Genomic DNA, 12,138 nt, shown 5'->3' with positions numbered 1-12,138 from the left:
AATCCTGTATACAGGCCGCTTGTTATCCGAAGGACGCCTCTCATGTCTGACGCACCCATCACCCAGGATCTCGTGACGATCCCGCGCAAGCTGCCGGAAGGCGGCAAGATCAATCTGGTCGGTCTGACCCGGGCCGGGCTGCGCGATGCGCTTCTGGCCATGGGCACGCCGGAAAAGCAGGTCAAGATGCGGGTCAATCAGGTCTGGCAATGGGTCTATTTCTGGGGCGTCCGCGACTTCGACTCGATGACCAACCTTGCGAAGGACTATCGCGCGAAACTGGATGCAACCTTCGAGATCGCATTGCCGGAAATCGTGTCCAAGCAGGTCTCGGCCGACGGGACGCGCAAGTACCTTGTCCGGATCGCGGGCGGCCATGAGGTCGAGACGGTCTACATCCCGGAGGAAGACCGCGGCACCCTGTGCGTTTCCTCGCAGGTGGGCTGCACCCTGACCTGTTCGTTCTGCCACACCGGCACGCAGAAACTGGTCCGCAACCTGACCGCAGGGGAGATTGTCGGCCAGATCATGCTGGCGCGCGACGATCTTGGCGAATGGCCGGAACCGGGCACCGGCACAGGCGAGCAGGGGCCGCGCCTTCTGTCCAACATTGTTCTGATGGGCATGGGCGAGCCTCTGTACAACTTCGACAACGTGCGCGACGCGATGAAGATCGCGATGGACCACGAGGGTCTGTCCATGTCGCGCCGCCGGATCACGTTGTCGACCTCGGGCGTCGTGCCGGAGATCGCGAAATGCGCCGAGGAAATCGGCTGCCTGATGGCGGTCTCCTTCCACGCCACGACCGACGAGGTCCGCAACAAGCTGGTGCCGATCAACAAGCGTTGGAACATCGCGACGTTGCTGGACGCGCTGCGGGAATACCCGCGGCTGTCGAACTCGGAACGCATCACCTTCGAATACGTGATGCTGAAAGACGTGAACGACAGTGACGAGGACGCGCGGCGGCTGGTCCGGCTGATCGCGGGCATCCCGGCGAAGATCAACTTGATCCCGTTCAACGAATGGCCCGGGTCGCCCTACGAACGGTCGGACTGGTCCCGGATCGAACGCTTTGCCGACATCGTGTACAAGGCCGGGTACGCCTCACCGATCCGCACACCGCGCGGAGAGGACATCATGGCCGCCTGCGGGCAGCTCAAGTCCGCCACCGAACGCTCCCGAAAGTCCCGAAAAGAGATCGAGGCTGAGGTCCGCTCCGGCTGAGGTTCGTCGTCTTGGCGAAAGCGGAAAGCGGGTCTTGACCCTCCCCTTACTGGAACCCCTATGTGACCGGTCAGGAGGCGCAACCCATGACCGATTTGCGATTCGAAGTCACGAAACTCAACTGTGGTGGGTGCGCCGGGCGCGCCGAACGCGCACTCGCGGGCGCGGACGGTGTAGACAGCGCCTCCGTCAACCTTGCGAACAAGACAGCACAGGTCAGCGGCAGCGCAGGGGCGGCCACGCTGCAGGCGGCATTGAAGGCAGCAGGCTATCCGGCCGCCGAAAGCCACACGCGCCTCGCCATCGAGGGCATGTCCTGTGCTTCCTGTGCCGCGCGTGTCGAAAAGGCGTTGGCCGGTCAGCCGGGTGTGCTGCGCGCATCCGTGAACCTCGCCAGCGAAACCGCCGAGGTCGTCAGCCTGACCGGTTCGACCGATGCCTCTGCGCTGGCGCAACTTGTCACACACGCCGGATATCCGGCCAAGCCGTTGCAGGACGCGGAAGCGACCGAAGATCGCCAGCAGGTCGAGCAGGCCCGGCTTAAGCGTGACCTGACCGTTGCCGCCGCTTTGACCCTGCCGGTCTTCATCGGCGAGATGGGGGGCCACCTGTTCCCTCCGTTTCACCACTGGCTGACCATGACGCTCGGCCAGTCGACGTGGTGGACGATCCAGTTCCTCCTGACGACTGCCGTCCTGATCGGGCCCGGCCGCCGATTCTATCGCATCGGTCTGCCGCTGCTGGTCAAGGGCGCACCGGACATGAACACGCTCGTCGCTCTCGGGACGCTGGCGGCGTGGGTGTATTCGACTGTCGCGCTCATGGCGCCGGGGCTGCTGCCGGACACCGCGCGCGCCGTCTATTTCGAGGCCGCCGCCGTCATCGTCACGCTGATCCTGCTGGGGCGCTTCCTCGAAGCGCGGGCGAAAGGGCGGGCCGGCGCTGCGATCCGTCATCTCGTCGGCCTGCGGCCCGCGATGGCCATGGTAGACCGTGACGGCACGGTGACTGAAACCGCCATCGAGGACATTGAGAAAGGCGATTTGCTGCTTGCCCGCCCGGGAGAGCGCATCGCCGTGGACGGGATCGTCCTGACCGGGCGGTCCTTCGTCGATGAAGCCATGCTGACCGGCGAACCTGCTCCGGTGGAAAAGGCCGAAGGCGCGGGCGTGACCGGCGGCACGGTGAATGGCAACGGCACGCTGCGTTACCGGGCGGAGGCTGTCGGCAAGGACACCGTCCTGTCCCGCATCGTCGCGCTGGTCGAAGAGGCGCAGGGCGCCAAGCTCCCGATCCAGGCACTCGCCGACAAGGTGGTGTTGTGGTTCGTGCCCGCCGTTCTGGCGCTGGCCGCTCTGACCACGCTGGTCTGGCTGATCTTCGGTCCGGGCCTGACCTTCGCGCTGGTGGCGGGCGTGTCCGTGCTCATCATCGCCTGCCCCTGTGCCATGGGATTGGCGACGCCCGTGTCGATCATGGTCGGGACGGGGCGCGCCGCCGAACTGGGCGTGCTGTTCCGCAAGGGCGATGCGCTGCAACGGCTCGACACCGTGAAGTTGGTGGCCTTCGACAAGACCGGCACCCTGACGGAGGGACGTCCCGAGCTGAGCCACGCCATGGCCGCGCCGGGTTTCGACGTGGATGAGGTGCTGCGTCTTGCGGCCTCGGCAGAGCAGGGGTCCGAGCATCCCATCGCCCAGGCCCTGATGCGCGCCGCCCCCGATGCGCCGCAGCCCGAGGAGGTGACCGCGCTGCCGGGCCTTGGGCTGGAGGCCACTGTGGAAAGCCGTGCCATCCTCGTCGGTGCCCCGCGCCTGATGACGGCGCGCGGGATCGACACGGCGCCGGTTGCCGATGCGCTGGATCGGACCGCGCAGGCGGCAGAGACGCCGGTGCTCGTTGCGGTCGACGGGCAGATCGCTGCCGTTTTCGGTGTGGCCGACCGCCTTAAACCCGACGCCCGCGCTGCTGTTGCCGCGCTTAAGGCGGAAGGGCTGGAGGTCGCGCTGATTTCCGGCGATGCGCGCCCGGTGGCAGAGGCCATCGCCCGTGACCTCGGCATCGCGCACGTCACGGCAGAGGTCCTGCCGGAGGGCAAGCTGGACGCGCTGCGCGACCTGCAGCAAAGCTTCGGCGCGGTGGCCTTCGTCGGTGACGGCATCAACGACGCCCCCGCGCTGGCTGCGGCAGAGGTTGGGCTGGCCATTGGCACGGGCACGGATGTGGCCATCGAAAGTGCCGACGTTGTCATGGCGTCGGGCCGGGTGTCCGGGGTTGTGACCGCGCACCACGTCAGCCGCCATGTCATGCGCAACATCCGCCAGAACCTGTTCTGGGCCTTCGGATACAACGTCGTGCTGATCCCGGTCGCTGCCGGAGTGTTCTACCCGCTGACCGGTTTGATGCTTTCGCCGATGCTCGCGGCGGGGGCCATGGCGCTGTCGTCGGTGTTCGTCCTGACGAACGCCCTCCGGCTGCGCGGATTGGGGGCGGGGCTTTCCGGCACGGATCGGCCAGACGTGCCCCGTCAGCCGGATAGGCCGGCGGCGCTGAACGCGGGAGAGTAGCTCGGATCGTCAGGCCATCGCTTCGGCGGTCTCCACCGAGATCGGCAGCGCCTCGGGGGTCATCAGCTTGCCGATCCGCTCCCGGAACAGGTCCCAATTCTGGAGCATGTTCGAAACGGCGGCCTCGGGGTCCTGCGCCTCGATCGCGGCTGTCAGGGCGGCGTGGTATTGCGACACCTTTCTGACCTGCTTCTTCTCCTTTTTCTTGACCGGCTGGAAAAAGCCTTGGGTCAGGCGTGTGTGGTCGATCAGCAGGCGCCGTAGCGCGGGCATCAGGTAAGGGTTCGCGGCCATGCAGGCGATCTGTGTGTGGAAGCTGTGATTGGACAGCGCGGCTGCCGCTGCATCGCCTTCGTCCGTCGCGGCGGCAAAGGCGGCCTGCGCGTCGCGCAGCGCGGGAAGCGCGGCGTCTTCGCGGTTCTCGGCGGCCTGACGGGCCATCGTCGCCAGAAGCAGCGGACCGGTCTGCAGAAGGCAACGCAGCGCCGCAAGGTCCATGGCGGCCACCCGGGCGCCCCGATTGTGTTCCAATCGCAGGTAGCCCTCTCCTGCCAGCACCTGAAAGACCTCGCGCAGGGGCGTTCGCGACAACCCGTAACCGGCGGCCACCTGCGTTTCGTCGAGCTCGGCACCGGGCGGGAGGTCCAGCTTCAGAATTCGCATCCTGAGGTCGTCGAGACATGCGGTCTTTTTATTGACGGTCATCACTGTCCTCCCCGGATGTGTACTACATGTGTACGCGCGCGGCGCGCTTTCCGTCAAACACGCCCGTATCCCCGGGTCAGTGACGGTGACCGGCGTGGCTGTGTTTGCGCGCATTGGCGGCTTCGATTTCAAGCTCTCCGGTGTATGGCGGAGTGGCTGGCAGGGCCGGGGCGACGAACAGTTTCATCATGCGCGCAGGGACTCCACGATCGGACGGGCTAGAACGATCACAGCCGGGATGAGCGACAGGATCGACGTGGCCGACAGGAAGGCCAACGCCAGCGTGATCTCGGGCCAGCCGATTGCGGCGGTCACGAGAATGTCGGTGCGTGCGGTCACGATTTGGGACAGGACCGACGCGGCTCCCAGACCAAAGACCAGTCCCAGGACGGTGCCCGCCATCAACAACGCCACACCGTAGCCCCAGACGACGGCCATGACGAACCGGCGCGGCGCGCCAAGCGCGCGCAGCATCGCGAGTTGTCGTTGGAACAGGCGCGACAGGATGAAGAGGCCCAGCAGAACGGAAGCAGCGACAAGGACCTGAGTCACCACGGATATGACGGACATGGCCTGCCGGATGTCGCCCATGACGCGGTAGAGCGTCGACAGAACGGTGCCTGGGAAGAAGGCCATCATCTCACCCTTGCGCGTAAACTCGGAACGCAGCACGTAGTTGGCCCATAGTTCCTTGGCGCGGACGATCACGGCGGGCGTGCCGGGGAAAAGGGCCGGGTCGAAGGGGGGGCCGATGCGGTCGCCATCGTCGAAGGCGTGCCCGTTGGCGAGGCCGTGCACCTCCCAGACGGTTTCGACCGGGATAAGCACGGCGCGGTCCCAGGGGGAGCCCGTTCGCGGCAGAAGGCCGACCACCTCGATCTCGAATCCCTCGTGCGCTTCTTCGTCGGCCGAGGGGCCATGTCCGTGTTGCGGCGTAAAGCGGTCGCCGACCTTCAGTCCGGCAGCGGCGCCTGCCACGGCCTCTCCGCTTTGCTGGAACAGGCGGCCCTGGACCCGGTCGTCGGACAGGTAGGTGACGAAATCGGCGATGGTCCCGACCACCGGTGCGCCTTTGTAGCTGTCTCCGAAGGCGATGGGAGCGGCGATTTCCACCTGCGGGTTGTTGGCGATCAGGTCATAGGCGGCCCCGTCCAGAAGCGGCACGTCGCTGGCCTGCAGGTAGACGGCGGCCATCATCATCGTCAGTTCGGACCCGGGCGCGCTGACGACCATGTCGAACTTCGACGCCGCCCGTGCGGTGCCGATCCGCAGCCCGCGTTCCTGTGCAATGAGGCCGATGCCCATACCGACAGACGTGGCGATCAGCAGCACGAACAGCAGGTTCGCCCAGCGGAATCGCCAGAGCAGGGCGCGGATCAGCGGGTACGGACGGAAGCCACGCAGCAGCAGACCCCCGATCACCACAAGCGGCAGAAGCAGGGCGACAGCCACGGCAATGTCCTGCACCGTCACTGGCAGGGTGTCCCATAGGTCCTTCATCCGGTCACCTGTCCGTCTTCCACGTTCACGACGCGGTCCATCGCGTCCAGCAGGTGCAGGTCGTGACTGACCACCACCAGCGTCTTGCCTCCGTCGCGGCACAGGCCGACCAGGTCGGCCACCAGACGGTCGGCGGCGGTCCGGTCCAGCGCGGCGGTCGGTTCGTCGGCAAGGATCACCTGCGGATCGGAGGCCAACGCCCGTGCCACCGCGACCCGCTGCCGTTCCCCGCCTGAGAAGCTCTCGACCGTGCGCGCACCCTCAGCCACGGCCAGCCGGGACAGCCGGTCCTTGGCGCGGGACAGGATACCCGCACGGCTGGCGGCGGGCGCGAATTGCGCGGTCAGTGCGGCATTGGCCTCTGCCGAAAGCTCCTCGAACAGCAGGAAGTCCTGGAAGATCATGCCCATCTGCGCGGCGCGGAATGCGGCCCGAAGGTCGGGCGACAGGCTGGCGATGTCGGTCTCGCCCCACTGGACGCGGCCCCTGGCATCCAGAAGCCCGCTCAGCGCGTTCAGCAGTGTCGATTTCCCGGCACCCGACGGTCCGCGCACGCCCAGAAGGCCGCCGGCGGGCAGGTCTAGCGCGGGCAGAGACAACAGTATGCGCCCCCTCCGCGAAACGACGGTCAGGTCCCGGACGTGCAAAGCGAGACCCATGTCAGGCGCGCTCGTAAGTGGCGTTCAGCAGGCGGGCCATGCTCAGGAAGCCGGTGTCGGGGTCCTTGTAGGCCCCGAGGGTCAGGTCGCCGCTCACGGCAAGCTTCACGTTGAAGGGCTCTACGTCGACGATCCGCTTCGAGTAGATCGCAAGGATATCGTCGGGCCACTCGGCCTCTGTCTCGCAGAAGGGGCAGACGGCCATGGGGCGTTTCGTCAGCACGAAGAAGCGCGATTCGGCCTTCAGTGGCGGGGCCATGAACCCCTCGAACAGGATGCGCTGGCCGGTGGCGTTCCGGGCAAACGGTGAGAAATCGCCGTTCTTTTCGTAGAGTTCCCGGATCTTGGCAGGCCCGTCGGCGGCCCGGGCGAGCGTCGGTAAAAGGAACGGCGCGGCGAGAACGGTGGTCAGGGCGGTGCGGCGGTCCATGGTCCGTCTCCTTGGTCTGATCTGTCTTTGGTGTCCCACATGTCATGTCGGACGAACAGGGCCGCCCCGGCATGGGGCGGCCCGAACTCAGCCTTTACGGCCGATTATTGCGCGTCCACCGCGTGCTTCATCACGTGGAAGATTACGTTCTGCTCGATTGTGGAGTCGAACAGATGCGACCACGGACCTTTGGCATAGACCGACACGTCCTCGCCGGAGTGGGTTTCGGACGACATCGGGATCAGCGCCTGCTGGACGTAGTCGATATCGGTGGCTTCTTCCTGAGTCAGGTCGTTGCGCGAACCGGTCCAGTCGTTGCTGCCGTCGGTCGGCTCCTTCAGCACGGAACCGGCACCGTTGAGGTAGCCGATTACGGTGTAGGGCTTGCCATCGGCGGCGGTCAGCGGAGTACCGTCGTTGGCTTCGCCGTCCTTGGAAACGCCCATGCACAGGCCAAGGATGTCGGAGCCGCGCCCACAATAGCCGTTGAACGCGATGGCGTGTTCGTGGTCGGCGGTGACGATGATCAGCGTGTCGGCGTCATCGGTCATCTCGTCGGCCAGAGCCACGGCCTCGGCAAAGGCCACACCGTCCGACAGGGTGCGGTAGGCGTTGCCGTCGTGGTTGGCGTGGTCGACGCGGCCTGCCTCGACCTCCATGTAAAAACCGTTCTCGTTCTGCGACAGGAACTCGATGGTCTTGCGGGTCATGTCGGCCAGCGAGGGTTCATCCTCGTCGGCGCGGTCGGCCTCGTATTCCATGTGGCTGTCGTTGAACAGGGCGAGGATCGGCGCGTCCATCGTCAGCGACTCGAAACCGGCGGTGTCCTCGGCGAACTGGGCGCCCAGGCCAGTGGCACGTTCGATCAGGTTCACGCCGTCGGTGCGGCGGCCCTTGGACTGGCCGTTGCTTTCGCCTTCCGGCAGGAAGAAGCGGCCGCCGCCGCCCATGGCTGCGTCGATGACGCCCGCTTCCATCTGGTCGATAAGCTGTGTCGCGATGTCCTTCGAACCCTCGCAGTCACCCTCTATCGCGCCTTCCCAGTTGCGGTTGGCGGTCTTGGCATAGACGGCCGCCGGGGTGGCATGGGTGATGCGCGCGGTCGAGACGATGCCCACGGACTTGTCCATGCCCGAGACGATCTCGGCGAAGGTGGTCAGGCGGTTGCCTTCCTCGGTGGCGCAATCGCCATGGACCCCGTTCTCACCGAGGTTGATGAGGTTGAAGCGCTGCTTGACGCCGGTGTTCATCGCACCGGCAGTGGGCGCGGAGTCCGGCGTCTGGGCGTTGATGTTGTACGTCTTGACCAGCGCCGAGGACCAGTCCGTCGTCTCGTAGGGCAGGACGTTCTCTTCGCCCAGCAAGCCTTTCTGCTGCCCGTCGAACAGGCGCACGGCGTAGTTTGTGCCGACACCGTTGCCATCCGCGACGAAGACGATGACGTTCTTGGCCCGGCCGGTGTTCGGCTGACGGGCGAGCATTGCTTCGATGTGCGACTGACCGGCGGCGTACCAGTCGGAACCGGCTTGCGGCAGGTCCATGCCATGGCTTTCGGCAAAGGCAGAGGTGGCGGCCAGAATGGCTGCCATCGACACGAGGGTCTTTTTCATCGGGGTGCTCCCAGTTGGCGAATTACAGCCTGCCGATAGAGCCGCTAGGTCTCGGCAGTGTGACACCCTCGTAACGAGTTCATGAAACACGAACATTTCACAGTCCTGCCCGATACTTGACGTATTGGACTGCGAAAAAACGATCAGAGCCGTTCCAACCAATGTGCGCATGTTATCTTATCGCACGATTGGTATGTTATTCAGTAACGTCGCGCTGTCAACCGAAAATTCTTGCCGGAAATGCGCGAGTTAGCGGAAAACTGCGTCGAAGGCGGTGACGATCTCTGCCCCGCGCTTGCCGATGTCGTCAGAGGTCCGTCCGGGTTTGAAAAGCTGGGACCCGATGCCGAAGCCGGACACACCGGCCGCATGCCAGTCCGCGAAGTCTTCCGGCCCGACGCCGCCCACGGCAAACGTCGCGGTTCCCGCAGGCAACACCGCCTTCAACGCGGACAGTCCGTCCGGACCCAGTTTGGACGCAGGAAAGAACTTCAGCCCGTCGGCGCCGTTGCGCAGGGCGGTGAAGGCCTCCGTCGCGGTGAAGACGCCGGGGTAGGACGCCATCCCCGCCTGTTTGGTCGCAACGATCACGCGCGGGTTGCAGTCGGGAGAGACGACCATGCGCGCGCCGATGTCTTTCAGACGTAGAACGTCGGCGGGGTCCAATACGGTGCCCGCGCCGATCACCGCCCGATCCCCTGCACAGCGCACCATCCGCGCGATGCTGTCGAACGGCTCCGGCGAATTGAGGGGCACCTCGATGCGGGTGATCCCGGCGGCAATCAGAGCTTCGGTCACGGGTTCCGCTTCGGACGGCGTGAGGCCCCGGAGAATGGCGATGATGTTCCGCATCAGGCGGTCCTTCTGCTGTAAGCGGCGGTCAGACCGGTCAGCGTCACGCCCTCGACCGATACGGTCCGGACCATGGCAGACTGCGCGGCAAGCGCGGTACGATAGATTTCTGCCAGCGCGCTTTCGCCCAGTATGACGACTTCCTGCCCCAGCCAGTAGGGGCGGGCGCCAGCCAGTTCGAGACCGATCAACAGGCCGGACAGGCGCGCGCGCGCGGCTCCGGGCGCATCGCCCGACAGAAGGCTTCCGGCGCGGATGGCAAAGAGGTCCGCGGCGACTGTGGCAGGCCGGCCCATCGCATCGTTGACGGCTTCGAGGAAGGTGCCCTGCTCCCATCCGTCACTGACGGAGAAGCGCAGCACCGATTGCGTCGACAGCAGATCGAAGAGTTCGCCGGACATGAAAGTCCGGAACGAAACGACCTCTGCCGCGCTGACATGCACCCATTTGGTATGTGTGCCGGGCAGGCAGAGGACGCCGTCGAATCCGGGTTCTGCGGCCAGGAAGCCACCGATCTGGGTCTCTTCTCCGCGCATGACGTCGGGAGGGCTGGATTGGCTAAGCCCCGGCAGGATGCGCACGCGCAGGCGGGGATCGGAGGTGGGGACAGGGATGCCTTCGGATGGGATCGCGCAGGGCACTGCCGCATAGGGCGCTTCCTTCCAGCCCTGACGTGCGCCAGCCATCCCGCAGATGACGACATCGGTCGGACCCGTCAGCTCGTCGCCCAGAAGCTCCAGCAGAACGGCCTCGTAGCCGTCCGGAGTAAGCTTCGACATGCCGCGCGGATCGTCGATCCGGCGCAAGGGAGTGTCGCCCCGCATGATCCAGAGGCGCAGGTGCGACGTGCCCCAGTCGGCGGCAATCCAGTCCGGAACGCTCATGTCAGGCGTGTCAGGACTTGCAGCGTGTTTCGGCGTCCTCGACTGCGGCGGTGAAGCCCAGCAGGGAGAAGGTGTCCTTTGTCGTGGTCCCGCGCGAGGACACGGCGGTCAGCACGGCGTTGGAGCCGCGCTTCATCGCTGTCACAATCTTGGCGTCGTCCTGCGGCGTGGCCGGCCATGCCCATTCGCCCTCGGTGTACATTTCGAGTTCGGTGCCATCGACGGTGACGTTCACGGTGGAGCCCTGCGCAAACGGATAACCGCCGGTAAAGGCCACCTGGCCGTTGACGCCTGCTTCGGGACGGAAAAACACCATCAGCAGGATTTCGCCTCGGGTCACGGCAACCACGCGGCCGTCCTTCGTGTTCACGCTTTCCTTGTAGGTGGTCACGGCCCAGCATTCGCGCGGGTTTTGACCCTCGAACACCGACCAGTCGGTCATAGCGTCGACCCGGTTCGTGCTGCTTTCCTGCGCCTGTGCAAAGGTCGCACCCAACATCATCGCCACGGCGCCAACCATGCGACCAAGAGTAGAATTCATTCCTGCAGCCTCCAGCTGTCCATGCCTCTGACCGTCCGCGTGCCCGGCCCTGTCCCGACCTTTGCGGTCCGCGGAGGTGTTTTCTCTCGACGGCGGGACTTTAGCCTGAAAGAAGCGAAATGCGAAAGCCCCGTTGGCAGAAAGTCGCTCAGGCGGAAGGAGGTCGGTATGGCATCTCGGATCATGGTGGAAGTCTGGCGCGGTCCGCTGGCCGAAAGCCTGCACGCAGGCCACGCAGTGATCTGCGACGGAAATGGCGAGATCGTGGAGGCCTGGGGCGATCCCGAGGCCGTGATCCTGCCGCGCAGCTCGGCGAAGATGATCCAGGCCCTGCCGCTTGTCGCCTCGGGCGCGGCGGATGCATTTTCCTTGTCTACCGAACGGCTTGCGCTGTCCTGTGCGTCCCACGAAGGGGCGCCCGTTCACAATGCCGCGGTGCGCGAATGGCTGGCGGATATCGGCCGGTCGGAAAGTGACCTGATCTGCGGGCCGCAGCCGTCCCGCGACAAGGCGCTGAAGCTCGGCATGATCCGCGATCACGAAGAGCCGGGCCGGGTTCTCAACAACTGTTCGGGGAAGCACACGGGTTTCTTGACGCTGACCCGTCATCTTGGCGCCGGGGCGGATTATTGCGACCCCGACCACCCGGTGCAGCGGGCGTGCCGCTCGGCCTTTGAGGAGGTCACCGGTCTCGAGTCTCCCGGCTTCGGAATCGACGGCTGTTCCGCGCCGAACTTCGCGACCACCATGTCGGGCATGGCGCGGGCGATGGCGTTCTACGCGACAGCCGGCCAGCGGGGCGACCTGCTGTCACGATCCGCGGTGCGGTTGGTGGAGGCGATGATTGCCCACCCGCTGCTTGTTGCGGGCGAAGGGCGGGCCTGCACGCTGCTGATGCAGGCCGCCAATGAGCCGGTGGCGATCAAGACCGGTGCCGAGGGCTACTTCATCGCCATCCTGCCGGAACGCGGCCTCGGCATCTCGCTCAAGATCGCGGACGGGGCCACGCGGGCATCCGAATGCGCCATGGCCGCGATATTGGTCCGCTTGGGCGTCCTGGAGGCAGAGCATCCGGACGTGAAACACTTCCTCAACCCCGAGATCCGTAACTGGGACGGGCGTGTTACCGGTTCGGTCCGCCCCGCGCCCGGGGTCTTCTAGCG

At 65.6% G+C, this 12,138-nt stretch carries 11 protein-coding genes; 3 read left to right on the top strand and 8 right to left on the bottom strand.

Translation table 11 applies throughout. The features are described from left to right. Positions 1-42 precede the first annotated feature (42 nt). On the top strand, positions 43-1,227 hold the full coding sequence (rlmN, locus tag ABFK29_RS00880) for a 23S rRNA (adenine(2503)-C(2))-methyltransferase RlmN (protein ID WP_005858320.1): 1,185 nt from the start codon (positions 43-45) through the stop codon (positions 1,225-1,227). A gap of 86 nt (positions 1,228-1,313) precedes the next feature. Continuing rightward, on the top strand, positions 1,314-3,794 hold the full coding sequence (locus tag ABFK29_RS00875) for a heavy metal translocating P-type ATPase (protein ID WP_040604467.1): 2,481 nt from the start codon (positions 1,314-1,316) through the stop codon (positions 3,792-3,794). A gap of 9 nt (positions 3,795-3,803) precedes the next feature. Here ABFK29_RS00875 and ABFK29_RS00870 read toward each other — a convergent pair whose 3' ends face one another. The 8 genes from ABFK29_RS00870 to ABFK29_RS00835 form a co-directional block, all read right to left on the bottom strand. Then, complete coding sequence (locus tag ABFK29_RS00870; protein WP_005858318.1) at positions 3,804-4,499, bottom strand: GntR family transcriptional regulator; 696 nt, start codon at positions 4,497-4,499, stop codon at positions 3,804-3,806. 186 nt (positions 4,500-4,685) lie between these two features. Further along, entirely contained in the window at positions 4,686-5,999 is a 1,314-nt protein-coding gene (locus ABFK29_RS00865; RefSeq protein ID WP_005858312.1) for an ABC transporter permease, read from the bottom strand. Then, positions 5,996-6,658 (bottom strand): ABC transporter ATP-binding protein, encoded by a 663-nt coding sequence (locus ABFK29_RS00860; RefSeq protein WP_040604466.1) that lies wholly within the window; start codon positions 6,656-6,658, stop codon positions 5,996-5,998. Before ABFK29_RS00860 ends, ABFK29_RS00865 begins: the two co-directional genes overlap by 4 nt. A 1-nt stretch (position 6,659) precedes the next feature. Continuing rightward, positions 6,660-7,088: a hypothetical protein gene (locus ABFK29_RS00855; protein ID WP_005858309.1), complete on the bottom strand. Its 429-nt coding sequence runs from the start codon at positions 7,086-7,088 to the stop codon at positions 6,660-6,662. Between the two features lie 104 nt (positions 7,089-7,192). Continuing rightward, positions 7,193-8,698, bottom strand: a complete 1,506-nt coding sequence (locus ABFK29_RS00850; RefSeq protein WP_005858307.1) for an alkaline phosphatase — start codon at positions 8,696-8,698, stop codon at positions 7,193-7,195. Between the two features lie 249 nt (positions 8,699-8,947). After that, entirely contained in the window at positions 8,948-9,553 is a 606-nt protein-coding gene (locus tag ABFK29_RS00845) for a 2-dehydro-3-deoxy-6-phosphogalactonate aldolase (RefSeq protein ID WP_040604508.1), read from the bottom strand. Next, positions 9,550-10,434: a 2-dehydro-3-deoxygalactonokinase gene (locus ABFK29_RS00840; protein WP_005858303.1), complete on the bottom strand. Its 885-nt coding sequence runs from the start codon at positions 10,432-10,434 to the stop codon at positions 9,550-9,552. The genes ABFK29_RS00845 and ABFK29_RS00840 overlap by 4 nt, the downstream gene beginning before the upstream one ends. A 10-nt stretch (positions 10,435-10,444) precedes the next feature. Continuing rightward, the gene (locus tag ABFK29_RS00835) at positions 10,445-10,975 is read right to left on the bottom strand and encodes an invasion associated locus B family protein (protein ID WP_198135703.1); all 531 of its coding nucleotides are present in this window, start codon (positions 10,973-10,975) and stop codon (positions 10,445-10,447) included. 183 nt (positions 10,976-11,158) lie between these two features. On the opposite strand from ABFK29_RS00835, the gene ABFK29_RS00830 reads away from it, so the two are divergent. Next, positions 11,159-12,136, top strand: coding sequence for an asparaginase (locus ABFK29_RS00830; RefSeq protein ID WP_005858300.1), 978 nt, complete (start codon positions 11,159-11,161; stop codon positions 12,134-12,136). Positions 12,137-12,138: the final 2 nt, after the last annotated feature.

The sequence above is a fragment of the Sagittula stellata E-37 genome (assembly GCF_039724765.1).
GTDB lineage: Bacteria > Pseudomonadota > Alphaproteobacteria > Rhodobacterales > Rhodobacteraceae > Sagittula > Sagittula stellata.
The sequence above is the reverse complement of the archived record's forward strand: the minus strand, read 5'-3'. Positions and strand labels throughout refer to the sequence as shown.

Coding starts and splice junctions, on each gene's coding strand:
- rlmN (WP_005858320.1), top strand. CDS start 43: ATGTCTGACGCACCCATCACCCAGGATCTCGTGACGATCCCGCGCAAG.
- ABFK29_RS00875 (WP_040604467.1), top strand. CDS start 1,314: ATGACCGATTTGCGATTCGAAGTCACGAAACTCAACTGTGGTGGGTGC.
- ABFK29_RS00870 (WP_005858318.1), bottom strand. CDS start 4,499: ATGACCGTCAATAAAAAGACCGCATGTCTCGACGACCTCAGGATGCGA.
- ABFK29_RS00865 (WP_005858312.1), bottom strand. CDS start 5,999: ATGAAGGACCTATGGGACACCCTGCCAGTGACGGTGCAGGACATTGCC.
- ABFK29_RS00860 (WP_040604466.1), bottom strand. CDS start 6,658: ATGGGTCTCGCTTTGCACGTCCGGGACCTGACCGTCGTTTCGCGGAGG.
- ABFK29_RS00855 (WP_005858309.1), bottom strand. CDS start 7,088: ATGGACCGCCGCACCGCCCTGACCACCGTTCTCGCCGCGCCGTTCCTT.
- ABFK29_RS00850 (WP_005858307.1), bottom strand. CDS start 8,698: ATGAAAAAGACCCTCGTGTCGATGGCAGCCATTCTGGCCGCCACCTCT.
- ABFK29_RS00840 (WP_005858303.1), bottom strand. CDS start 10,434: ATGAGCGTTCCGGACTGGATTGCCGCCGACTGGGGCACGTCGCACCTG.
- ABFK29_RS00835 (WP_198135703.1), bottom strand. CDS start 10,975: ATGAATTCTACTCTTGGTCGCATGGTTGGCGCCGTGGCGATGATGTTG.
- ABFK29_RS00830 (WP_005858300.1), top strand. CDS start 11,159: ATGGTGGAAGTCTGGCGCGGTCCGCTGGCCGAAAGCCTGCACGCAGGC.